This window comes from Bradyrhizobium sp. 2TAF36 (assembly GCF_052114925.1).
Taxonomy (GTDB): Bacteria; Pseudomonadota; Alphaproteobacteria; order Rhizobiales; family Xanthobacteraceae; genus Bradyrhizobium; species Bradyrhizobium barranii.
In genome coordinates this window covers 74,486-100,327 of the sequence record NZ_JBFRFR010000006.1, presented here as the reverse complement: position 1 = coordinate 100,327, position 25,842 = coordinate 74,486, and the positions used below count along the sequence as shown (strand labels likewise).

The window sequence follows — 25,842 nt, the reverse complement described above, 5'->3', positions numbered from 1 at the left end:
AGACCTCCGCGAAACGGCTCCATAGTGCCGGGATAACGCCGATCTGGTGATTTGGTTCTTAGGTTCGCCCACAAAGGTATCCGAACAACACTCGCGCAATTACGTGTTGGTCGGATAGCGAGGCACAACGATAACGATTGATCAAAAGTCGGAAGCGATTTTGTGGCTCGAAGAGCCGATCAATCAGGCGTAACTGCCTGCAATGACTCAGAGACAAGCATCCGCAAGTATTCGCTTGAAGACCCTTTAGGACGCAGCGGAATGCGCGCTGAGCAACGCGCTTCCCATTGCCGCCACTGGCCTGGGCGCTTGGCGCGCCGCGGCGCTGCGTGCGCCAAGCAATAGCGCGTGGCTGCGGCTCCTCCGCGCCTATGGAAATCGACGAAAACCTGATCCGCCGCGACCTGACGCCGGCGCAACGGGCGAAGCTGATCTCCAAGCGAAAGGCGGCTTGACGGCTCTATAGACAGTTGTGCCAAGGACACGGCGGCAAAATCCGGCAAGTCCGAGCGGTCGATTGAGCGCGACGTAACCCGCGCCAAAGCGCTAGGCTCCAACCTTGATCGTGTCGCCGGGAGGTCGCTGGACAAGAGGCGCTTAACTGGACGCGCGGGCGTGCTGCAGACCACAGTAGCGCTTGTTCCAGATTTAACCTTCCGCGACGACATCAAGCTTAATCCGCGTCTTCGATTGCGCCCGAGCTGCGGAGCGCTAACCTCTCTGCACCGGACATTGCCCCGTCCGGGTTCACCATGGCGAGGTCGTCGCGCCAAGATATTCGGCGCGGCGGCTTTGTTTATCTACCGCAACGGTATGAGCTTCATTTGGCGAATAAGCCCGACGATGACCGGTTCGATCTCGTTGAGATACGACGACAGATCACGAACTTGCGCTCGCAACACTCTGACAATCTTCTCGTCACATCGCGATTGAACCGCTTCCTCGTGAAGATTGCATTTTTATCTGAGCCGAAGGATACGGCACACGTGCAGCAGCTGCGGTCCGAATTCGCGCGGACTCTGCAAAGTATTGAAACGATCGTCACCCGGAAGCCATCTGCGAAGCGATCTGGTGTCGTTAAGCGGCCCAAGTGATACTAACGCAGGTGCGCTCTTGCACTCGCCGGGTCCGGGGCCGATGGTCGATGTAGTCGCGAAGTCGTCCTCGTTTCGCGATCCAAGATTCAGCCGACTTAAGCCGATCGTTTGCGATGGTTCTTGCGGTGTTTGCCTTGGGGGCGCCCGTGCGATCGCTCCAGTACTTTCGGCAGAGAAGCCGCCGCTGGAGGAGCTATTGGCGAGGCTTGCTCGACCTCAACCGGCTCGGCTGGGTCGGGGGGCCGTATGGCCGGCGTTGCACCCAAGGCAGCCTCCTCGAGTTTGGCAAGGAAGTCGCGTCCTTGGTTCGTGATAGTCCATGCGCCGCGTTCACGAGTGATGAGTCCTTGGCTGAACGCATCAAGATCCGGCGCAAGTTCAGCGAGACGCTTCATACGCAACGTCCATTCAGGGCCGCTCGTATAGAAAACCGCGAGATGCAGCTTGATAAGCTCAAGGTTTCCCCGGCCGTCTGGCTGCCCTGCCAAAATCTTCAATATGGAAAGCTGAAAACTCACGCGCGCCACTCGAACGCAACGACTCAATCCTTACAATCTATCGGTTCTGGCCAACGGCTCATAGATCGGCCGTCAAGCTTCTCGCGGAGATGCTTGCTCGGTAAGCCTAACCGCCAAGGTTAATCGTGCCTGGAGGGTCAAAGACAGACTTCGACAAGATAAAGGCGCTTGTAACGGAACCGATCCAGGCGGCTCCTTCCGTTACCGAAACACATCCGCCGATTCGTTAGGCCATAACTCCATCACCGCCAGCCTTTCCAGGATGGTTGGGCCATGAAGTACCGGCGCTTGCCGGTATCGCTGGCGCGGTCCAGATCGGATCTGTGATCGCCTGGCATTTCATGAGCGACGATGAGCAAGGCCGTGCTTTAAGCAAAGTAGGTTTGGTCCAAATTACCGACGCAATACTCCGACGCCGTGGCGCGATCGCGCCCGACGCATTCGAACCGTCGCTCCACAGGTCGAAGTTACATCCGAGTTGCCGTTGGTCTTGGCAGATAGATGCGCGATGCCCGCTCAAAAAACAGTACCAAGATTGTCGATTTTGGCTGTACCACCGCGCGATGTCATGGCGCTCGCGAGTGGGGCGGGATTGCAGGGGCGAACATGCAACATGTGTCATTTGAATGCGGGTGCGGATGAAGCTCGCGCCGCCGCGCATGTTCAACGAGCGGTCACTCGGTTCTCACGATCGTGATTGGAATGACGAACGCCTATAAGCGTATCCCCATTGGGATTGAAATGCACAGCAAGCTCCGGGACGATTTGAATACGGCAGAGAATGACCATCTTGTCGCGCCTGTTGGCGCTTGTCGCAGTCGCGTTATTGCCCGCTATCTCGATTCAGGCGTACAACGAAGTTAACCTTCGACGCGCGCGCCAAGTGGACGTACAGAATCAGGCGCTCGGTCTCGCTAAGCTCGCCGCCGAACAGCAGCAACAGATCGTTCAGGGCATTCGGCAGGTCCTGATTGCGCTGTCCGAACTCCCTGCGATAAAGGCGAAAGATAGCAAGGGGTGCAATGCGGCGATGGCGGGGATGAGGTCCCGGTTTCCGGCTTTCCTCACTTTCGTCGCTACCGATCTGAGTGGCCAGCCCTTCTGCGATACGAACACGGATCGCAAGCCGGTGAATGTCTCCGGGCGTCCCTACTTTGCGGATGCGTTGAAGACGGGCGCGTTTACGGTGGGACAATTCTCGATCGGTCTGTCCGTCGATCGGAAACTCATTCAGTTTGCTCTGCCTTTCTACGGAGATAATGGTCAGCCAGGGGGCGTCATCATTGCGCCTCTCGGCCTGGACTGGTTAGCGGACTACATCGCGCGCGCGGGTGTTCCGGCGGGAGACGCGCTGGCCATCACCGATCGCAACGGCACCTTCCTTGCCCGCTACCCGGACAATGACCGATTTGTCGGTAAGAAATTGGTTCGCGCTGGTGATGGGAGGCAGTATGGCGACGGTCTCGCAGCCGACCTGGTTGATGTCGACGGCGTCGAGAGGATCGTGGGTTTCTCGGCTCTCGGGCCCGATTCTGGGGGACTTCGCGTCAGCTTCGGTCTCGACAAGGCGAACGCCTTTGCCGAGATCCAGAGCCGGACCCGACATGACATCTTCCTCATCGCCCTCAGCGCCATGATGGTGCTGGGCCTGACGCTGCTTGGCGCCCGGCAATTCATCCATCGGCCGCTCGGACTATTGGTTGACGCCGCGAACCGATGGCGCCTCGGCGACTATGCTCGCCGTGTGAACATTGGCGGCAGTTCTGAAATCGCGGGTGTAGCCGGCGCCTTCAACACCATGGCCGATGCGCTGGATCGCCGCGAGCAGGAATTGTCCGATGCAAAAGAGAAGGCCGAGGACGCCGCGGCCCGGCTTACGATGCTCTTCGAAAGCACAACCGACAGCGTCGTGATTGTCGACCACGATTGGCGGATCAGCTTCTTCAACCAGAGGGCCTGGTCTCAGATCGCTCAGGGGCGTGATCTGATTGGAATGCACCTGCAGGCGTCGCTTCTGGATGCCCCCGATACGGGAATCGTCGAGCAGCTTCGGGAAGTCATGTCGGACCGCCGTCCGGTTTCGTTCGAAGCGCACTGTCCTCGTCGTGCCGCTTGGTATGCGATCAACGCGTTTCCTTCTGGCGAAGGGATCGCGATCTTCTTTCGAGACGTCACCGAGCAAAAGCATGCCGTGGAGGCGCGCCAGCGCATCGAGGAGCAGCTTCATCAGAGTCAGAAGATGGAGTCCGTCGGACAGCTCACGGGCGGTGTTGCCCATGACTTCAACAACCTGCTTGCCGTCGTTTCGGGAAACCTTGATCTCATCGAGCGCGCGGCAAATGACGGCAAGATCCGGCGCTTCGCCGCGACTGCGCGGCGCGCCGCCGACCGGGGGGCGAAGCTCACCGCACAGCTCCTCGCTTTCTCTCGACGGCAAAAGCTCAACCCTAAACTGATCAATGCCAGCGAGCTGATCTCCAACTTCCAGGGGCTCGTCCGTCAGGCGGTCGGCGCAGAATGCGAGGTCAGGCTGAAGATCGACGAGCGATTGTGGCTCTGTCAGGTGGATCCATCCCTGCTGGAGACTGCCCTTCTCAATCTAGCGCTGAACGGTCGCGATGCGATGCCGGGCGGCGGAGTGCTCGAGATCGAGGCGCGGAACGTCGTTCTGGACGGGGAAGCCGTCGCTGAATGTCCGGCCGGATCATATGTGAGGCTGTCCGTCTCGGATACGGGGCAGGGGATGTCTCCCGAGGTACGAGACCGGATYTTCGAGCCCTTCTTCACTACCAAGGAAGTTGGCAAGGGCACTGGCCTCGGTCTCAGCATGGTGTATGGCTTCGTCCGGCAATCCGGTGGCTATATTTCAGTCGAAAGTGCCCCTAACGCCGGCACCACGATCTCACTGTACCTGCCGAGAGCCAATCAGGAGGCTCGCGACGAGGTGGAAGCCGAACAGACCCGGGCTATGCCGGGAGGCTCCGAGCGAATTCTTTTGGTCGAGGACAATGAAGATCTGTTGGAAGTCGTGTCTGCAATGCTGACGAGCTTTGGCTATCGGATTCGCCTTGCTCACAACGGTACCGAAGCCATCCGGATTCTCGACAGCGATCAGGGGTTCGATCTTCTGTTCAGCGATGTCGTCATGCCGAATGGTCCCAATGGCGTCGAGTTTGCTCGCGAAGCAAAGCGGCGGATCAGCAGGATCAAGATACTACTTACGTCGGGCTACGTGGGAGACGTGCTCGCGCGTCACGGGGCGACAGACGAGTTCCCTATTATTCACAAGCCCTTTGGCGTGTCCGAACTCGCTCAACGTCTGCATTCTCTCCTTCAGAAAGAAGATAGTTAGGCAGGCACGAAGCCAGAAGGCATCGCGCCGTCCATAGCGACAATGCGTAATCGTCTCTAGAGCCGCGGGTGGCGATACATGCGAGCAAAGCCTTCAGTGTAACGAAAGTAGAGCTTCCAGCGCGGTGACCTATTGGCGGTTTGAGGGGCTGAGGACGCTCGTGGGGCGGCCAAGCGTCATCGCGTTCAGGAGCCGGAAATTCCCATATACATCGATGCCATGTTGGCGGATCAGCACTGATCTGCGGGTTAGAGCCGATGTTAGGATCAGCGAACTTCCGGGTCCTCACGATTGACACGACGCGAAGAAGTCGTCGGCCTGGAGCGCTCTTGACGCTTGCGATGCGGTGCTCCGGCAGTCCTCGGCCCAGCATTGCATGTTCCGCACGCCATGATGCCCGATCGATGCGACGGCTTCTCCGATCGGGCGCGGCCAAGTCTCCCGAAAACATCCGGAAAACACTGCTTCACCCGCCGCGCCGAGGCGCTGGCGAAGCGAGGATGGTCGTCCGACGATCGGACCAAGGTCCTACGACCATGGTCGGCCGAAGCGCCAGACCTCGGTCCCACGAGGTCGTTGGACCTTGTACCCTGTCCCGTTGTTCACAGAAAAATCTAACCTGAGCCCATAGGAGCCATCCGACGCGGACGGCTCGCAAAAATTTCAACAGCTCGGCCGCCGCGGCGGACCGTGCGCCACAACAGGTGAGGCCGCCATGGTTGCATACATCAGGAGCGATCTGGATTTCATTCTCGCGCAGATCAAGGTCGCGGAGAAGCACGCCGCCTATATCGTCAATCCGCTCGACCCGAACGCCGCGCCGCTCTACGGAGCCGGTCTGGCCGGCCAGGTCGGCTCCGTCCCATCCTACAACCTCAGCATCGGCCTTCGTACCGTCGACGGACAGAACAACAACCTGCTGCCCGGCCAGGAGAAGTGGGGCGCCGCGGACATGCCGTTCCCCGAACTGCTGGATCCGACCTTCAGGCCCGCGGAAAACGTACCGGGCAATTTCCTGCCGCCGGGCGCGCCCGCCGTGCCGACGTCTTACGCGCCGTCCAACAACCCGGGTTCGATGGTGTTCGATTCGAGCCTGCGCACCATCTCTAACCTGATCGTCGATCAGACGCTCGCCAACCCGGCGGCGATCATGAAGGGCCTGCAGTCCGGCGGGATCGTCGAGGCCACGTTGGCTAACGTCGCCCTCGTGCAAGATATCTACAACGCCTTCAAACCCGCGCTCGACGCCGAGTATCAGGCCCGCGTGGTGATGCAGAACGCCAAGGCGGCGGCGAACCAGCTGAGCGACGGCGACGAGTCCACCGTTCCCGGCGCGGCCGAACAGGCGGCGATCGACGCCTTCGCGGCGGCCACGGCGGCGCACAACAACGTGCTCAACGATCTGGCGGTGGCGCGCGCGGTCCGCGATGCGGGCCTCGAGCCGTTCGGGATCACAATGGACGGCGACAACGTCCAGGTCGTCAACGTCTCTCCGGACGTCGGCCTGTCGGCCCCGTTCAACTCCTGGTTCACTCTGTTCGGCCAGTTCTTCGATCACGGTCTGGATCTCGTCAACAAGGGCGGCAGCGGCACCGTGTTCGTTCCGCTCCAGCCGGACGATCCGCTGTACGTGCCGGGTAGCCCGACCAACTTCATGGTCCTGACCCGCGCCACCGTCAGCCCGGGCGCCGACGGCGTCATGGGGACGGCCGACGACGTGCGTCCCGTCAACACCACGACGCCGTTTGTCGACCAGAACCAGACCTATACGTCGCATGCCTCCCACCAGGTTTTCCTGCGCCAGTATGCGCTCGACGCCAACGGCGTCCCGCACGCTACCGGCAAGCTGATCGAGGGCGGCGGAGACCAGCCGGGCGGCATGGCCACCTGGGGCGAGGTCAAGGAACAGGCCAGGATGCTCGGCATCCTCCTGACCGACCAGGACGTCGGCGCGGTGCCGCTGCTTCGCACCGACCCGTACGGCAACTTCATTCCGAATGCCGCGGGCTTCGCCCAGGTGATCACCGGCGTCGGCGCCGACGGCATTCCGAACACTGCGGACGACATCGTCATCTCCGGCACCTCGACGGTGCCGGTCAGCGTCGCCACCGCGATCCGTATCAACGCCGCCTTCCTTGCCGATATCGCGCACGATGCCGTGCCGAACGGCATCGCCGACGGCGACATTGAAATCGGGCTGCTCAACCCCGGCAACAACCCGGCGGTCTACGACAACGAACTGCTGGACGCCCACTTCATCGCCGGCGACGGCCGCGCCAACGAGAACATCGGCCTGACCGCGGTCCACCACATCTTCCACTCCGAGCACAACCGGCTGGTCGAGCACACCAAAGAGATCGTCCTGGCCTCGAACGACCTGGCCTTCCTCAACGAATGGCTGGCCGTCGACCTCGCCGCACTGCCGACGACGCCCTCTCAGATCGCCGCCCTCGTCTGGGATGGCGAACGCCTGTTCCAGGCCGCCAAGTTCGGCACCGAGATGCAATACCAACATCTCGTCTTCGAGGACTTCGCCCGCAAGGTGCAGCCCAACATCGACTTCTTCGTCGTGCCGGACGGATACCACGCCGACATCAATCCGAGCATTGTCGCCGAATTCGCGCACGTGGTCTACCGCTTCGGCCACTCAATGCTGACCGAGACGATCGACCGGCTCGACCCGACCTTCACTAACGACCAGATCGGGCTCATCGAGGCCTTCCTCAACCCGATCGAATTCGACTCGGGCCACACCGTCGCGGACAGCGTCGCCGCCGGCAACATCATCCGCGGCATGACGCGGCAGGTCGGCAACGAGATCGATGAGTTCGTCACGAGCGCGCTGCGCAACAATCTGCTCGGGTTGCCGCTCGATCTGGCTACCATCAACCTTGCGCGAGGACGCGATGCAGGCGTGCCGTCATTGAACGTTGCGCGCCGCGACTTCTTCGAGGCCAGCAGCCACGCCGAAGAGCTGCGGCCCTACGCGAGCTGGGTCGACTTCGCGAGCCACCTCAAAAACGAGGCTTCGATCATCAACTTCGTCGCCGCCTATGGAACGCACACGCTGATCACCGGTGAGACGACGGTCGAAGGCAAGCGCGACGCGGCCATGGCGCTGATCTTCGGCACCAGCTTCGGCGACGTCGTCGTTCCGACCGACCCGGCCGAGCTCGCGGCATTCAATGCCGACCGCATAGCCTTCCTCAACGCGACCGGCATCTACGCCGGCGGCTCGCTGGGCGGCCTCGAGAACGTCGATCTCTGGATCGGCGGTCTCGCCGAGAAGGTCATGCCGTTCGGCGGCATGCTGGGCTCCACCTTCAACTTCGTGTTCGAGGTTCAGCTCGAAAAGCTGCAGGACGGCGACCGCTTCTACTACCTGCAGCGGCTCGACGGGCTGCATCTGTTGTCCGAGATGGAGAACAACACCTTCGCCAAGGTAATCGGCCTCAATGCCGACGCCGGCCATCTGCCTTCGGACGTGTTCTCCACGCCCGGCCTCATCCTCGAAGTCGACCAGACCCGGCAGTGGAATCCGGGGCTCGATTCGGCCGATCCGACCGGTGGCACGATCCTGACCCCGCTGGTCCTGCGCGACAACCCGGCGACCGATGGAGCCGAAGCGAACTACCTGCGCTATACCGGCGCCGACCACGTCCTGTTGGGCGGTACCGACCAGGCCGACACGCTGATCGCCAGCGAGGGTGACGATACCCTCTATGGCGACGCCGGCAACGACCGCATGGAGGGCGGCGCCGGCAACGACCAGTACATCGGCGGCGACGGTGACGACATCATCACCGACCAGTTCGGCGACGACATCATGCGCACCGGCCGCGGCCACGACGCGGTCAACGCCGGCCAGGGCGTCGACCTGATCGTCGCCGACGAGGGCAATGACTTCATCGTGCTCGGCGCCGACAGTCTCGATGAGGCCTTCGGCGGGGTCGGCAACGACTTCGTTCTCGGCAGCAAGACCACCGAGCAGACGCTTGGCGGCGAAGGTGACGACTGGATCGAGATCGGCGCCTGGACCGGCGCGGTCGGCGACAATTTCGACGACCAGTTCCAGCTCGATGCCGTCAAGGGCCACGACGTGTTCCACGGGGACGGCGGCTTCGACGAATTCATTGGCGAAGGCGGCGACGATATCTGGTTCGGCAGCCTTGGTCGCGGCAAGTTCGACGGCATGTCCGGCTACGACTGGACGACCTACGCCAACATGAATCTGGCGGTCGACGTCGACCTCAACCGGGTGATCCTGCCCGGTCTGCCGGTGCTTCCGGGCAACGCGGCGCTCGACAGTTTCACCCAGGTCGAAGGCGCGTCCGGATCGGCCCACAATGACGTCATCCGCGGTTCCGACGTCACCGCCGACCTCGTGCCGACCGAAGGCTTCCGCGGCAGTGCCCTGGATGCCGAGGGCATCGCCCTCATCACGGGCCTGCAGGCGCTTCTCGCCGGCGCGGGACCGGCCTCGTTCGATGCCAACGGCAGCTTCGTCGGCGGCAACATCCTGCTCGGCGGTGCCGGCAGCGACCTCATCGAAGGCCGCGGCGGCGACGATATCCTCGACGGCGACCGATGGCTGCGGGTGCGCATCGCGGTGATGTCCGACTTCGACGAGAACGGCCCGGTCGGCAACACCGTGCTCGAGTTCCACGACAGCATGACGACTCTGGTCCAGAAAGTGTTCTCGGGTCAGATCAATCCTGGCCAGCTCAAGATCGTCCGCGACATCGTCTCCGACGGCGCGGCGGCATCGGACATCGACACCGCAGTCTACTCCGACGTCCGCGCCAACTATTCGTTCTCGGCGCGCGCCGACGGCACCCTCGTGGTCTCCAACACCGGCGGCCTCGATCCGCTCGATGGCACCGACCTGCTGCGCAACATGGAGAGGTTGCAGTTTTCCGACGGCACTCTCGGTATCGTCGTAGGCACCCCGTTCAGCGACAATGGCCTCGCCCCGCAGGGCCCGCCGTCCGACAACCGTCCCGTGCTGAACGGTTCGGCGACCGACGACATCATCGTCGGCCTTGCCGGAGCCGACGTGCTCAACGGTCTCGGCGGCAACGACATCCTGGTCGGCGGTCCGGGTTCTGCGACGGGAACGATTGCCGACAACTTCAATTCGGGCGGCTATTCCGGCAACGATGGTAATGCTGCAAACTTCGCCGGAAACTGGACGGAAAACGACAACAACAGCGCCACGAGCGGCGACATCGAAATCGATGGCAATCGCCTTCGTTTCAACGAGACCGTCGATGGCGGCGAAACCATCGAACGCTCGATGAACCTGGCGGGGGCTACGGCCGCAACGCTGTCCTTCAGCTACGAGGATGACAATCTCGGCGTGGGCCAGAGTGTCATCGTCGAGGCCCGCAACAGCGGCAGCGGCACCTGGGAGGTTCTCGGCACGCTCGGCAGCACCACCGCGACAGGCAACGGCAATTTCAGCGCGACGCTGACCGCCGCCCAGATCGGCGCGAACTCGGGAATCCGCTTCCGGACAACCGGCGACGGCAACAACTGGGACAACGGTGACAATTTCTACGTCGATAACCTGACGATCACGATCGTCAGAGCCGGCATCAACGGCGGCGTTGACACCCTCAACGGCGGTCTCGGCAACGACACCTACGCGTTCGGGCTCGGCGACGGCAACGACCTCATCAACGAAGCTGTCAATGCCGCCAGCGGCGGCACCGCCGACCGCATCTCGATCCAGGCTCCGAACGCGGTCGACGCGTCCGGTCAGCCCATCATCGACCCGGTGACCCTGCTTCCGGTACCGACGATCACCGCGTTGGACGCCTTCGACAGCAGCACCGCGACCCAGACCGGCGACCTGGTCATCAATTACAGCCTACCGACCGGGCCTACGGGCTCCGTCGCCCAGTCCATCACGGTGGCAGGCCACTTCACCGGCAACAACGCGCAGACCGGCGTCGAACGCATCAACTTCAACGGCGCGACTTTCGCCGGCTATGCGCTCGGCGCGGAGGATTACTTCATCAGCCGCTCCGATCCGGCCGACCGGGCAGGCGGCGACGTCGACATGTCGCTGAATGCGGTGACCAACACTCAGGCCAACTTCGTGGTGGGCGAGCAGGGCGTCGACGACGAGATCACTGGCGGCGGCCTCAACGACCTGATCTTCGGCGGCACCGGCAACGACGACCTCGTCGGCGGGCTCGGCGACGACCTCCTGGTCGGCGGTGCGGGCAACGACGATCTCGACGCCCGGCTGAACCTCGCTGGTGACGACTTCGAAGGCGCCGTCGGCGCCGACACGATGGTCGGCGGTGCGGGCAACGACACCTACGGCATCGACGATCTGCTCGATGTCGCGATCGAGGCCCAGGACGAGGGCACCGACACCGTCGAGACCTTCCTGGCCGAGCTTTCCATCGCGAACATGGCCAACGTCGAGAACCTCACCTACCGCGGCGTCGACGCCGACCAGTTCATCGGCACCGGCAACGCCGGCAACAACGTCATCACCGGCGGCGATCTGGCCGACACGCTGAGCGGTCTGGCGGGCAACGACACCCTGAACGGCGGTCTGGGCAACGATACGCTCGACGGCGGCGACGGCAACGATACCCTCAACGGCGGCGACGACGTCGACACGCTGACAGGTGGGCTCGGGGCCGACACCCTCAACGGCGGAGCCGGGGCCGACGTCATGGCCGGCGGCGCCGACAACGACATCTACGTCGTCGACGATGCCGCCGACGTGGTGACCGAACTTGCGGCCGGCGGCACCGACACGGTGCAGTCCTCGGTCTCATACACAGTCGGGGCCGAAGTCGAGAACCTGACGCTGACCGGAGGCGACGCCATCAACGGCAATGGCAACGCGCAGGCCAACACCATCGCCGGCAACGGCGCCAACAACCAGATCTTCGGCGGTGGCGGCAACGACACCATCGATGCCGGCAACGGTACCGACCTGGTCGACGGCGGTACTGGCGACGATACGCTGAGCGGAGGCACCGGCGGCGATACCGACACCATTATCGGCGGCGCCGGCAGCGACACCATCGACGTCAGCGATGGCAACGACGTGGTGGTCTACAACGCCGCCGGGTTCGGTGCCGATACCATCACCGGCTTCGACTCGACCGCGGCCGGGGGCCAGGACCTGATCAACCTCAGCGCCCTCGGCATCACGGCCGCCAACCTGGCGACGCGTGTTGTCGAGACCCAGGTGGGCGCCAATACCGTGCTCACGGTCAGGGATGCGTCCCTGGCGACGATCGGCACCATCCAGGTCAACAACACGACGACGGCCGCGATCGACGCGTCCGACTACGTCCTTGCGCAGGCCGCGCCGGCGCCGTTCGGCACGGCGAGCGCCAACGCCGACGTCATCACCGGCAACGGCGGTGCCAACCTCATCGACGGCCTCGGCGGCAACGATACGCTGAGCGGCGGCGGTGGCGACGATGTCATCCTCGGCGGCGAGGGCGCGGATACCCTCAACGGCGACGACGGCAACGACACGTTGACCGGTGGCACCGGCAGCAACAACGGCGCTTACGTCGACAGCTTCGGAGCCGCGTCGTATTCGAACAGCAACGGCACGCTCGCGTTCACGGGAAACTGGACTGAAGGCGGCGGCGAGACGACCAGCCCGACAGCAGGCGACATCTCGATCACCGGCGGCCGCCTTCAGTTCAATCAGGGCGTCGATGGCGGCGAGACGATCGAGCGCGCCGTCAACCTCGCCGGCGCGACCGCGGCGACGGTGTCGTTCACCTACGAGGACGACAATCTCAACGGCGGCCAGACCGTCATCGTCGAGGCACGGAATGTCAACACCAACGCCTGGGAGGTCTTGACCGGCGGAACGCTGGGAGGCGGTGCCAACGGCACCTTCAACTTCAGCGCCGCCCTGACGCCCGCCCAGATCGGCTCGAACTCGGCCATCCGCTTCCGGACTACCGGCGACGGCAACAACTGGGACAATGGCGACAACTTCTACGTCGACAATTTCACGGTCAACGTCACCGCGCCGGGCCTCAACGCCGGGGCAGACACGGTCAACGGCGGTGCGGGAGACGACACCATTGTCTGGAACGCCAATGCGACGGCGGTCCCGACCGATGGCCGCGACATCGTCAATGGCGGCACCGAAGGCACCGCGGGCGACACCTTCGTCATCAATGGCAACACCTCCAGCGAGGCCTACACGATCTATACGTTGGCCGCCTGGGATGCCGTTGCCGGCAACGACATCGCGAGCTTCGGCGGGCGTACGCCGGAAATCGTCGTCACAAGAGGCGGTTCGGCCTTCGCCAACGTGATCGCGGAACTGAGCGAGATCGAGGAGATCCGCATCAACGGCATCGAACCGACTGGAGCGACGGGCGGCGCGGGAGCAGGCGATACGTTCACGGTCGTCGGCGACTTCACCGCGACCAGCCTGCGCCTCAACACCATCACGATCGATAGCGACGAGGGCGACGACACGATCGACATTTCGGCCCTCACCTCGGCCCATCGCATCGTGTTCAAGTCCAACGGCGGCAACGACACCATCATCGGCGCCCTCCAGGCCGAGGACGTGATCGAGCTTCCGGAAGGGGCGGATCCGGCGACCTACCACCTGGTCGAGAACCAGGACGGCACCAAGACCATCTCGAACGGAACCCATTCGGTCACCTTCTCGGGCATGGTGCCGCCCCAGTTCGAACCCAATGAGCCGGACGAGGACGACGAGGAAGAAACCGAAACGCCGAACGAGGATGACGAGGCGCCAACGGCGGGCGGTGACGACGAAGAAGAGACCGAGACCGCAACCGACGGCGTGGTCCGGAACGGCACGGCGCAGTCCGATACGCTGGTCGGCACACCCGGCGACGACAGCATCGTCGCCTTCGCAGGAGACGACATCGCCGTCGGCCATGCTGGCGCCGATGCGATCTCGGCCGGCGAGGGGGCCGACTTCGTCAACGGCGGTGCTGGCCGGGACGTGATCTTCGCTGGCGCGGGCGACGACCACGTGTTCGCCGGAGCCGACGCGGACATCGTCTACGGCGATGCCGGGGCGGACCGCATCTTCGGCGATCAGGGCGACGACCTGATCAACGCCGGTGCGGGCGACGACACCGTGTTCGGCGGGGCCGGCAACGACCTGATCGTGGCCGAGATTGGCGATGGCAACGACGCCTATTTCGGCGACGAAGGCGCCGGTGGGTCGGGCACCGACACGCTCGACATGTCAGCGGCGAGCACGGCCGTCACCGTCAACCTGGGTTCCGGCCCGCTCGCGAACGGCAGCGCCTCGAGCTCGCAGACCGGCAACGACACGCTGTGGGGCATCGAGAATGTCACCACCGGCTCCGGCAACGACGTCATCGTCGCCGGCACCGCCGCCAACGTGATGAAAGGAGGGCTCGGCGACGACACCTTCCGCTTCAGCTCGGTGGAAGCGGCCAAGGGCGACACCATCGTCGGCTTCGAGCCGGGAGACCGCATCGACCTCAGCGGCATCGACGCGAACTACGCCGTCGACGGCAACCAGAGCTTCACACTGGTTTCCGATGCCGCGTTCACCGCGGCCGGGCAGCTCGCGGTGAGCTACGAGACTCACAACGGTCAGGAATTCACCGTCATCCAGGGCAACGTCGACGGCAACGCCGCCGCCGACTTCAAGATCGAGATCGCGGGCCACCAGAACCTCGGCTCCAACGTCACGCTCTAGCCTCACGACCCTATGCCGGAACGGGAGACCATCTTTCCGTTCCGGCCAGATCTCCGTTCCTCGCACCTGAGGGCATCCAAACAAATGGCTAAACCGAAAGAGCTCACACCCGCGAAGCGCCGGCGCCTGGCCGAGCTGACAAGGGGCTTCCGCAGCATCGTCCTGTTTCTGTTCGTGGTCTCCGGCATGATCAACGTGCTGGCGCTCACCGGCTCCGTCTACATGATGCAGATCTACGACCGCGCGCTGACCAGCGGCAGCATCCCCACCCTGGTGATGCTCTCGGTGCTCGCGATCGGGCTCTATCTATTCCAGGGTGCCTTCGACGTCGTCCGCTCCCAGGTGCTGGTGCGGGTTGGCGCCCGGATCGACCGCAAGATCGCGCCGCTGGCGCATCGCGTCGCCATCGACATGCCGCGTTTCGGCTTCTCCACCTCCGAAGCGCTGGAGCGCGGGCGGGACGTCGACACCGTCCGTGGCTTCCTCGGCAGCCAGGGCCCCTCGGCGTTGTTCGACCTGCCCTGGATGCCGATCTATCTGGCCTTCATCTACTTCCTTCATCCGATGCTCGGCGCGTTGACCTTCGCGGGCGCGCTCGTCCTCGTCGTGCTCACCGTGGTCAGCGAAGTCATGACCCGCCGTCTCATCGTGTCCACGCGCAAGGCGGCGACGGAACGCAACGGCATCGCCGACTGCAACGCGCGCAACGCCGAGGTGCTCAAGGCGATGGGCTTCGCAGGCCGCGCCGTCGTCCGCTTCAACGAGGCCAATGCCGAGCATCTCGATCTGCAGACGAGGGCCAACGACATCACCGGCGGATTCGCCGCGGTTTCGCGTGTGCTACGCATGGTGCTGCAGTCGGCCCTGTTGGGGCTCGGCGCCTACCTCACCATCAAAGGTGAGCTTTCGGCTGGCGCCATCATCGCGGTCTCGGTCGCCTCGGCGCGCGCGCTGGCCCCCGTCGATCTCGCGATCGGCAACTGGAAGGCCTTCATCGCCGCGCGGATGGCCTACCAACGGCTGCGCGACACCGTCATCGCGCTCGCCTCCGCCGACGAGCCGATGCGGCTACCCGACCCGACCGCCCGCCTCTCCGTCGAGAAGATCACCGTGGCGGTCCCCGGGACCGGACAGGTGGTGCTGAGCGAAGTCGCCTTCGAGCTCGAGGCCGGCCAGGCGCTCGGCATCATCGGCCCCAGCGCCGGCGGCAAGACCACGCTGGTGCGCGCGCTGACCGGCATCTGGCCGGCGCTGCGCGGCAGCGTGCGGCTCGACGGCGCCGACCTGACCCAGTGGCGCGAGGACGACCTCGGCAGGCACATCGGCTATCTCCCCCAGGAGGTCGCGCTGATGGACACCACCATGGAGGAGAACATCTGTCGCCTCGAGCGCCAGCCCGACTCCCGCAAGGTGATCGAGGCTGCCAAGGCGGCCGGCGTCCACGAGATGATCGTCAGGCTGCCGGAGGGCTATCGCACCAGGTTGGGGCCGCAGGGCTGCGCGCTTTCCGCAGGTCAACGCCAGCGCATCGCGCTGGCGCGCGCGCTTTACGGCAATCCCTTCATGGTGGTGATGGACGAGCCCAACTCCAATCTCGACGGCGAGGGTGAGGCGGCGCTCACCGCGGCGATCGAGGGCATCCGCGCTCGCGGCGGCATCGCCATCGTGATCGCGCACCGCCCGAGCGCGCTGGTGGCGGTCGATCTCGTCGCCATCGTCCAGGCCGGCCGCATGGTCGCCTTCGGCAAGAAGCAGGACATCATGACTCCTGTCCTGCAGCCTTCCGCGCCAACCCCGGCCGGCACGATTCCCGTAGAAGCCCAAATGCGGAGGCCTGCATGATCAACGTCCAGGCCACCCGCAAGTCCACCGTCGAGACTGCCCCCGGCCGCGAGGACTACGAAGAGAAGCAGGATCGCAGCCGCCGCTTCGTGCCGCTGATCTTCTTGCTCATCGTCGGATCCTGCACAGCCTACCTCAAGAGCTTCCTGCCAATGAAGCTGGGGGCCAGCGAGGACCATGAAAAGGTCCGCGGCTCGGGCGAGGAGGAGAACCTGAAGGAGGACGCGCTCGCGGCGGCCGAGGAACCCGCGGAGGAGCAGCCTGAGCCGCCCCGGTCGTCGGGCTGGACCGAGGAGGGCAGGATCGTCGCGCACGCCGAGGAGGAGCGCGCCGTAGGCGGCGGTGCGACCGATTTCAGCGCCCGGGCGCGCACCGACAAGCCCGAGCTGAACAACAAGGGGTCCGGCGCGAGTCCGAAGGTCGCCAACGACAACCACCGGCCTCGCCAGGAGGACCCCGCGGCTGGCGGTGGCGGTGGTGGAGGAGGTGGCGGCGGAGGCGGAGGAGGTGGCGGCGGCGACAGACCGCGCGACCCGCCGGCGCCGGATCACCGCAACCGCGCGCCCCGCGTCTCGGGCGCGGTGCATCTTCCTGACGTGGTGGCCTGCCATGGGCTGGCGATATCGATGGCGGCGCTGCTGGCCGGCGCCACAGATGCGGACGGCGACAATCTGACCGTGGTCGGCATCTTCTCCTCCTCCGGCTCTCTGGTCCGCACCGAGGACGGCTGGGAATTCGACCGCGCACCGAGCATGCTCGGCGAGGTCAAGCTGACCTACGCGATCAGCGACGGCTCCCACATCGTCATGCAGACAGCCTACTTCAATGTGGTTGAGGCGCCGCCCATCGTCGGGACCGAGAGCGACGACATCCTGCTCGGCACCCAGTGCGCCGAAACCATCGCGGGACTCGGCGGAGACGACAACATCGACGCCAGAGGCGGCAACGACCGGATCTCGGGTGGGGCCGGCGACGACCACATTTTGGCGGGCGCGGGCCACGACGTGGTCTATGCGGGCGACGGCAACGACACCGTGTTCGCGGGCACGGGCAACGACGTGGTGTTCGGCGGCACCGGCGACGACCGTCTGTGGGGCGACGAAGGCGACGACACCCTGCTGGGTGAGGAGGGAGACGACCACCTCGACGGCGGCGCGGGCCGCGACATTTTGCTGGCGGGAGCCGGCGACGACACCCTTGAGGGCGGCGACGGCCACGACCATCTCGACGGCGGCGAGGGCGCCGACCGGATGTCCGGCGGGAGCGGCAACGACATCATCGCCGACGGTGGCGGAAACGACGTCGTCACCGGCGGCGCGGGCAACGATATCGTAATGGCGGCCGCCGATGCCGCGGACGACGGCTTCGCTGGCGGCGCCGGCGTAGACACGCTGGACTATTCGTCGGCTACGCGTTCGATCGGGGTGGATCTGGGCTCGGGTACCGCCTCCGGCGCCGACATCGGCAACGACGCGATCGCGGAGTTCGAGATCGTTATCGGCGGCGCGGGCGACGATACCCTCACGGCCGCTGGATCGGCTTCGGCCTCGATCGACGGCGGCGGCGGAAACGACGTCGTGGCCGGGGGCGCCGGCGACGACACGCTGACCGGCGGGACCGGCAACGACACGATCTCGGACGGCGGCGGATCTGACACGGTCGCCGGAGAGGCCGGAAACGATCTGGTTCTCGCTGTGGCCGATGCCGCGGACGACAGCCTCGACGGCGGAGCCGGGACCGACACCCTCGACTATTCCTCGGCCGTCAAGAAGATCGCCGTGAATCTCGCCTCGGGCCGAGCCTTCGGTGAGGACATCGGAGAGGACGCGATCGCAGAGTTCGAGATTGTCGTCGGCGGCGCGGGCGACGACGTCCTGACGGGGAGTGCGGGAGCCGACACTCTCGCCGGCGGGGCCGGCAACGACATCATCGCCGACGGCGGCGGAGCCGACAAGGTGGACGGCGGCAGCGGCGACGACGTCGTGCTGGCGTCGGCCGACGGCACCGACGACGCCTATGATGGCAATTCGGGTCAGGACACCCTCGACTATTCGGCGACCACCGTCACCGTCACCATCGATCTGCGCAGCGGCACCGCCATGGGACGTGAGATCGGCAAGGACCTGATCGATGGCTTCGAGGTGATCATCGCGGGCTCCGGTGACGACGTGATCATCGTCGGCGGCGGCGCGGTGGTCCTGACCGGCGGCGCCGGCGATGACTGCTTTCAGTTCCAGCGCGGTGATGACGGCGCTCAGCAGCAGGACGTGGTCAAGAAGATCACCGACTTCACAATCGGCGACAAGATCGTGGCCGCGACCTATCAGATTACGATCAAGGAAGGCTGCGACGCCGAGGAGCAAGTCGCTGACCTGTTTGAACAGATCTACCTCGACGAGAACCACGGCGGCCACAATCGCCAAGTGCGCTTCCGCTTCGAGGAACTCGCCGAGGGCAAGTACACCGCCATCGACGTCGATTACGGCAACGACGACGCAGACGGCATGACGATCGAAGTCGCCGGTCACCACCATCTGCAATTCTCGTCGATTCATTCCTGAGGTGAAGCCATGAAGCATGTCGCTGCATCTGAATTCGCCCGCTTGGAGCCTCCGGCTATCGACGCGCCCCGCGAACGGCCGTTGCGGCTGTGGCCGCGCATCGTCGCCGGCCTCGTGCTGAGCGCGCTACTGGTCGCCGGTTGCGGCGGCTGGGCCGCCTGGGCGATGTTGGAGGGCGCGGTGGTCGCCGCCGGAACGGTCAAGGTCGACCAGAACCTCAAGGAGGTGCAGCACCGCGACGGCGGCATCGTCAAGACACTGTCGGTGCGCCAGGGCGACCAGGTTCGCGAAGGCCAGGTGCTGGCGACCCTCGATGACGTCCAGATCAAGGCCGAGCATCTGATCGTGCGCGCGCAGCTGGTCGAGGCGCTCGGGCGCCGTGCCCGCCTGGTGGCCGAACGCGACAACCTGACGTCCGTCGAGTTTCCCGGCGACATGCACGCGTTATTCCCTTCGACCGCCGGATCGGTGATCCACGGCGAGGCCCGTCTGTTCGCCGGCAACAAGACCGCGCGCGACAGCCAGAAGGAACAGCTTGAGCTCAGCATCGCCCAAACCGGCGAGGAGATCAGGGGCATGGCGGCCCGCCTCGCCGCCAAGGAGGAGGAAGGTAAGCTCGTCGGTGCCGAGCGCGAGAAGCTGCAGTCGCTGTTCGAGCGCAAGATCGTCGAGTACCAGCGCGTCTATACCTCCCAGCGCGACTACGCCCGCATCATGGGCGAGCAGGGCGAGATCCAGGCGAGCATCGCCCGCGCCAAGGTGAGGACCAGCGAGATCCGCGTGCAGATCATCGCCGTGGACCAGAACGCCTCGACCGAGGCCCAGAAGGACCTGCGCACAGTGGAGGCGCGCATCGCCGAGCTTCAGGAGCGCAAGCTCGCCGTCGAGGACCGGCTGTCGCGCACCGAGATACGTTCCCCGGCGTCCGGCTACATCAACGAACTGTTTGCCTACACGGTGGGCGGCGTCATCACCCCGGCGGCCAAGATCGCCACCGTGGTGCCGGAGAACGCCGACCTCAAGTTCGAGATTCGCATCTCGCCGGCCGACATCGACCAGGTGAGGGTTGGACAGCCGGCGCGCATCCGCCTCTCCGCCTTCAACCGCGCCACCACGCCGGAGCTGAAGGGCAAGGTCGCGATGGTGTCGCCGGCCTCGGCCCGGGATCCGTCCAACGGCCAGGAGCACTACATCGCCCACGTCCGCCTGCTTCCGGCCGAGGTGGACCTGATCCAGCACAAGGGACTGAAGCTCGTTCCCGGCATGCCGGCGGAGGTCTTCGTCTCGACCCAGGAGCGCACCGCGGCCTCCTATCTGGCCAAGCCCGTCATCGACCAGATGACACGCGCCTTTCGGGAGCGCTGAGCATGACGCATTCTCCCGCCGACACACCGACGACGGCATCGACGGCCGAGGTGGCCGCCGGAGTTTTTGCGGTAACCCTTCCGGGTAAGGGTGGCGTCGAAAGCCGCGAATCGGCGGCAGTTTCGGCGGTGGTTTCCGGCCTAGCGCCGCAGCCCGGGCATCTTGCCACACCGTCGGAATTTCCCGGGACGAACTTTGCGACTTGCTGTTTTCTTTCGGGTCCGGGGGTTTTGCTTTCCTCGTCAATGTCTTGGACCGCCGTTTCCCGGAGGCGGAACTATTCATGATGCCTTTTTAGGGTGGGTTTGATGAGCGATATTTCGATCGCGATTGTCGAGGACCAGCCTTTGATGATGACGGCCCTCACGACCTTTCTTTCTACGCCGACCGATTTCAAGATCGTCGCCTTCGGCGCCACCGCCGCCGACATGATCCGGCTGGCCCGTTTCCATGTCCCCAGGCTGATGATTCTGAGCCCCTCCGTCCCCGACGAGACCTACGACGCCATCCGCACGATCCGCAACGTCCTGCCTGCGATCAAGATCGTCGCCTACACCTCCCAGCACGGCGTCGACCATGCCGTCCGGGCGCTCGACGCCGGCGCTCACGGCTACGTCCTCAAGCGCTCCTCGGCCGACGAGTTGATGGCCGCCGTCCGGGCCGTGCTGAAGGATGAGACCTATATTACCCAGGGCTTTGCGGTCCGGGTGATCGACGCGCTCCGCAACACCGACGTCCGCCACCGCGTCGCCGAGGCCATCAAGCTCAGTCAGCGGGAGGGGCAGATTGTCCGGCTGCTGCTGCGTGGCATGACCAACAAGGAAATCGCCGCGACGCTTCGCATCACCGAGAAGACGGTCAAGCACTACATGACCGAGCTGATGCAGAAGATGCAAGCCAGGAACAGGGTCGAGGTCATCATCGCCGCCCAGAGGATGTCCGAGTACCGACTCCAGTCGCTCGACGCCTGAAACAGGAAAAGGGATTCGCGCTGCCCGCCCGGCCGGTTTAGTCCTTCGCCCGAATCCTGTTCGTATCCGACTTCAATGTCGTTTTCTGTGCGCATGCCGGAGCCGACGACTCCAGCGACACGCCTTCATGCTGGCGTGGCCGACGAGCAAGCGAACCGGGCAGGGCGGCTATTTCGGGATTGGTTTGCGGTAACCTCAATACGTCCCGCGGTCGGGCATCGTGTTTTTTCGGAGTATCATGCGCCTTTTGGAATACGCGATCGGTAGCGGCCGGAACGCGATGGCGAGAATGAACGACAGGAAGCGGTGGAAGCCTTTCTCCGACGTCTTACGGCTTGTCGAAGGCCAGTTGGTTAGACTTCAGCACTCGTACCGTCTCGGAAGCGGCCGTTGGACCGCTGATGCTTTGGCGATACGCCGCAGGCGTCTGGAAGGCACGAACGAACGCGCGGTGCATATTAGCCGGGCTGCCGAACCCAACCCTGTGGGAGATTTGCTGGACGGACAGYGGTCGCCGAGGCTGCCCGTCTCGTCCAAGCGAAGAAAATCTCTCGTTGCAGATATCACCCGAACAACTTGTCGGACCTTCGGGGGCACGGCCGTCATCGCGAAACGCCATGTCAGTCCCAACCGCGCCTCAGAAGAGCGTGCTTGCAATGTTTAGTATTTAGTGTTTCGCTAAACAAATCGAGCTTGGCTGAATCCCTAAGAATCCAGGCAGGCGCGAGGAAACGTCCATTTAGTCGTTCAGCCCGTGAAGGACTGTATCGCTCTGCTCGAAGCATTCGAGCGGGTTGGAGAGTCGCGCCATGTCGATGGCCGGCCCCACTGGGAGGGAAAGCGTTATGAAACAGACAGTAAAGGCGCTTCTTACTACGTTCGGAGTTCTCGCATCCGCCCTCGGTGTGGGAGTGGGGACTACTCCTGCGCATGCGCAGGCCAAGACCATCACGCTGTGCTGGGCCGCGTGGGATCCTGCCAACGCCCTTGTCGAACTGTCGAAGGATTTCACCGCCAAGACCGGCGTCGGCATGAAGTTCGAGTTCGTGCCGTGGACCAACTATGCCGACCGCTTCCTGAACGAGCTCAATTCGCATGGCTCGCTGTGCGATCTCATCATCGGGGATTCGCAATGGATCGGGGGCGCCGCCGAGAACGGTCAGTACGTCAAGCTCAACGATTTCTTCACGAAGGAAGGAATCAGCATGGACGACTACATGCCGGCGACGGTGGTCGGCTATTCCGAGTGGCCGAAGAACAGTCCGAACTATTGGGCGCTGCCCGCCATGGGTGACGCGGTGGGCTGGACCTATCGCAAAGACTGGTTTGCGCGGCCTGAGATCCAGGCGGATTTCAAGGCCAAGTACGGCCGCGATCTCGCCGTGCCGAAGACGCTCGATGAACTGCGCGACATCGCAAAATTCTTCCAGGGCCGCGAGATCGACGGCAAGAAGGTCTATGGCGCTTCGATCTATACCGAGCGGGGCTCGGAAGGCATCACCATGGGCGTGTCGAACTACCTCTATGATTACGGCTTCCAGTATCAGGATCCGAAGAAGCCGTATTCAATGGACGGGTTCGTCAACTCGCCCGGCGCCGTGAAGGGGCTCGAGGCCTACAAGGAGCTCTACAAGTGCTGTACGCCCCCCGGCGCATCCAACTCCTACATGTCCGAAGGGCTTGATGCGTTCAAGTCGGGGCAAGTCGCGCTGCAGATGAACTTCTTCGCCTTCTTCCCGGGCCTCTACAAGGATCCGAACGTCGGTGGGGACAAGATCGGCTTCTTCAGCAATCCCGCCGGCCCCGCGACCCGGGCGACGCAGCTCGGTGGGCAGGGCATCTCGGTCGTTTCTTATTCCAAGAACCAGGCCGAGGCGCTGCAATATATCAAATGGTTCTCCGGTGGAGATGTGCAGAAGAAGTGGTGGGCGCTGGGCGGCTATTCGTGCGCCAAGTCAGTGTTGAACGATCCGGGCTTCCCAAACAGCGCGCCGTTTGCCGGCGAGTTTTTGAAGTCGATGGGAATGGTCGTCGACTTCTGGGCCGAGCCTTCCTATGCCCAACTCCTGCAAGCCGAACAGAAGCGCGTGCATGACTACGTGGTGGCGGACAAGGGCACCGCGCAGGAAGCGCTCGATGGCCTGGTAAAGGACTGGAAGGCGATCTTCAAGGAAGAAGGCAAGAAGTTCTAGGGCAAACGCCTGGAGCGCACGCCGAGCGCGCTCCAGGCTCTCTTCGGTAGAACCCGCAGGCGTCGCATAGTCGACAATCGCGACGCCAGGATTGACCAGGGCCATGAACGATTTGAGCACTTCGTCGCAGATTACCTACCGGGCCGTCCCGATCCGACCAGGCGTGATACGTCGCATCCGCGGCCTTTCGGACCAGGCGCTCGCATGGCTCTTCATCACACCGACGATCGTGCTGCTGCTGGCGATCAATATCTTCCCGCTGGTATGGACGATCTACCTGTCATTTACCAACTACCGCGCCAATCGGCCGAACGCGCCGACGCTATGGCTGGGGACCGATTGGTACCAGTCGATCCTGACCGATCCGGATATCTGGGCGGCAATGCAGGTCACGGCGCATTTCGTGGTTTGGACCGTGCTGATCGAGACTGTGCTCGGATTCGGCCTTGCGTTCCTGATCGACAAGAAATTCCGTGGCCATGGCCTGTGGACCACGATCATTCTGTTGCCGATGATGCTCTCACCAGCGGTTGTCGGCAATTTCTGGACCTTCCTCTATCAGCCGCAGATCGGGCTGTTCAACTACGTGGTCGCCTTCTTCACGGGGCGCGGCGCTTCGTCGTTCCAGATGCTGGGAGACGTGACCCTCAGTCCCTGGGCCATCGTCATCGTCGACGCCTGGATGTGGACGCCCTACGTGATGCTGATTTGCCTGGCGGGGCTGCGGTCGATCCCGGATTACATTTATGAGGCGGCGGAGGTCGACCGCGCGTCGAATTGGCGGCAGTTCTGGTCGATCACGCTGCCGATGGCTCTGCCGTTCATCATGCTCGCGGTGCTCTTTCGCGGGATCGAGAATTTCAAGATGTTCGACATGGTCAACCTCCTGACCGGAGGAGGGCCAGGCTCGACCACGGAAGTCGCTTCGATCACACTGAAGCGCGCAGCCTTTGAGAGTTGGCGAACCGGCTATTCCTCGGCCTTCGCGATCATTCTGTTCGTGACAGTGTTTGGCCTTGCCAACATCTACGTCAAGGCGCTGAACCGGGTGAAAAGCAGATGAGCGCCTCAAACGCAGCCCACTCAGTCGTCGAACCGTCGACCGGCACTCGCCGCTTTGCCGGCCTGCTCGTCGTACTCTATGCCATCATAACGATGGTTCCGCTGATATGGATCGTGCTCACCTCGTTCAAGTCGCCTGACGATGCGATCTCCTATCCGCCGAAGGTCCTCTTCAAGCCCTCCCTTGAAGGCTATTGCAATGTCTTCACAACACGCTCGCGTCAGACTCAGGAGTTTATCCAGACGCTGGGGCCGCCGCAGGGGCTTTGTGACAACATCGCGCGCAGCCGCAACATGGTTGTCGCCGGGCCGTCGAACTACGTGCCGCGCTTCATCAACTCGCTGATCATCGCCTTTGGCTCGACCGTGCTTGCCGTCGCGCTCGGTACGCTCTCGGCTTATGGTTTTTCGCGCTTCCGCGTGCCTCTCAAGGACGACCTCCTGTTCTTCATCCTGTCGACCAGAATGATGCCGCCAATCGCGGTCGCGATCCCGATCTACCTGATGTACCGGACCGTCGGGCTATCGGATACCCGTCTCGGGATGATCCTGCTCTACACTTCGGTGAACGTCTCACTCGCTGTCTGGCTACTCAAGGGCTTCATCGACGAAATCCCCCGTGAATACGAAGAAGCAGCAATGATCGATGGCTATACGCGCTTTCAGGCGTTCGTGAAGGTGGTTCTACCGCAGGCGACGACGGGGATCGCGGCGACGGCGATTTTCTGCCTGATTTTTGCGTGGAACGAATACGCCTTTGCTGTGCTTCTGACCTCTGGCAACGCTCAGACCGCGCCCCCATTCATTCCGATCATCATTGGCGAAGGCGGCCAGGATTGGCCGGCCGTAGCCGCCGGCACGACGATCTTTCTTGTGCCGATCGTCGTGTTCACGGTGCTGCTTCGCAAGCATCTTCTGCGCGGCATTACCTTTGGAGCCGTCCGCAAATGAACCTTGATGTGAACACGTCAACGCCGCACGTCAGCCTGATGAGCAGAATGTTGCGTCGCGGTCCGCTCGAGGCCATCGCGACGGCGATCATTGCCGCGGGCGTGGTCATGCTGATGCAGCCGTTTTTTCTGACGCTTTATTCCTGGTCTTTCGCGGTCACTCTCTTTGGGACGGTGATGTTCACGATCGTCTCGAAGGTCCGGGAGTAGCGCT

The 25,842-nt window shown here is 63.6% G+C and carries 11 protein-coding genes; 10 read left to right on the top strand and 1 reads right to left on the bottom strand.

Annotation, left to right across the window (positions count from 1 at the left end):
- Positions 1-1,192: 1,192 nt before the first annotated feature.
- Complete coding sequence (locus AB4Z51_RS04760; RefSeq protein ID WP_080586612.1) at positions 1,193-1,615, bottom strand: hypothetical protein; 423 nt, start codon at positions 1,613-1,615, stop codon at positions 1,193-1,195.
- A 781-nt stretch (positions 1,616-2,396) separates the two neighbouring features.
- On the opposite strand from AB4Z51_RS04760, the gene AB4Z51_RS04755 reads away from it, so the two are divergent.
- The 10 genes from AB4Z51_RS04755 (at position 2,397) to AB4Z51_RS04710 (ending at position 25,838) form a co-directional block, all read left to right on the top strand.
- Positions 2,397-4,967, top strand: a complete 2,571-nt coding sequence (locus AB4Z51_RS04755; protein WP_135215657.1) for an ATP-binding protein — start codon at positions 2,397-2,399, stop codon at positions 4,965-4,967.
- Between the two features lie 715 nt (positions 4,968-5,682).
- Positions 5,683-14,685 carry a peroxidase family protein gene (locus tag AB4Z51_RS04750; protein ID WP_167768165.1) on the top strand — a complete coding sequence of 3,001 codons (9,003 nt, stop codon included), beginning with the start codon at positions 5,683-5,685 and terminating at the stop codon, positions 14,683-14,685.
- An 84-nt stretch (positions 14,686-14,769) separates the two neighbouring features.
- A complete protein-coding gene (locus AB4Z51_RS04745) occupies positions 14,770-16,527 on the top strand; it encodes a type I secretion system permease/ATPase (RefSeq protein WP_135215656.1) in 1,758 nt (585 codons plus the stop codon).
- Positions 16,524-19,088, top strand: a complete 2,565-nt coding sequence (locus tag AB4Z51_RS04740; protein ID WP_441497107.1) for a calcium-binding protein — start codon at positions 16,524-16,526, stop codon at positions 19,086-19,088. The genes AB4Z51_RS04745 and AB4Z51_RS04740 overlap by 4 nt, the downstream gene beginning before the upstream one ends.
- Before the next feature lie 9 nt (positions 19,089-19,097).
- Positions 19,098-20,453, top strand: coding sequence for an HlyD family type I secretion periplasmic adaptor subunit (locus AB4Z51_RS04735; RefSeq protein WP_135215654.1), 1,356 nt, complete (start codon positions 19,098-19,100; stop codon positions 20,451-20,453).
- A 308-nt stretch (positions 20,454-20,761) separates the two neighbouring features.
- Positions 20,762-21,424, top strand: a complete 663-nt coding sequence (locus AB4Z51_RS04730) for a LuxR C-terminal-related transcriptional regulator (RefSeq protein ID WP_028150089.1) — start codon at positions 20,762-20,764, stop codon at positions 21,422-21,424.
- Between the two features lie 845 nt (positions 21,425-22,269).
- The gene (locus AB4Z51_RS04725) at positions 22,270-23,616 is read left to right on the top strand and encodes an ABC transporter substrate-binding protein (RefSeq protein WP_063981213.1); all 1,347 of its coding nucleotides are present in this window, start codon (positions 22,270-22,272) and stop codon (positions 23,614-23,616) included.
- Between the two features lie 103 nt (positions 23,617-23,719).
- On the top strand, positions 23,720-24,679 hold the full coding sequence (locus AB4Z51_RS04720) for a carbohydrate ABC transporter permease (RefSeq protein WP_014492573.1): 960 nt from the start codon (positions 23,720-23,722) through the stop codon (positions 24,677-24,679).
- Positions 24,676-25,629, top strand: coding sequence for a carbohydrate ABC transporter permease (locus AB4Z51_RS04715; protein ID WP_135215678.1), 954 nt, complete (start codon positions 24,676-24,678; stop codon positions 25,627-25,629). Before AB4Z51_RS04720 ends, AB4Z51_RS04715 begins: the two co-directional genes overlap by 4 nt.
- The gene (locus AB4Z51_RS04710) at positions 25,626-25,838 is read left to right on the top strand and encodes a hypothetical protein (RefSeq protein WP_135215653.1); all 213 of its coding nucleotides are present in this window, start codon (positions 25,626-25,628) and stop codon (positions 25,836-25,838) included. Before AB4Z51_RS04715 ends, AB4Z51_RS04710 begins: the two co-directional genes overlap by 4 nt.
- Positions 25,839-25,842 lie beyond the last annotated feature (4 nt).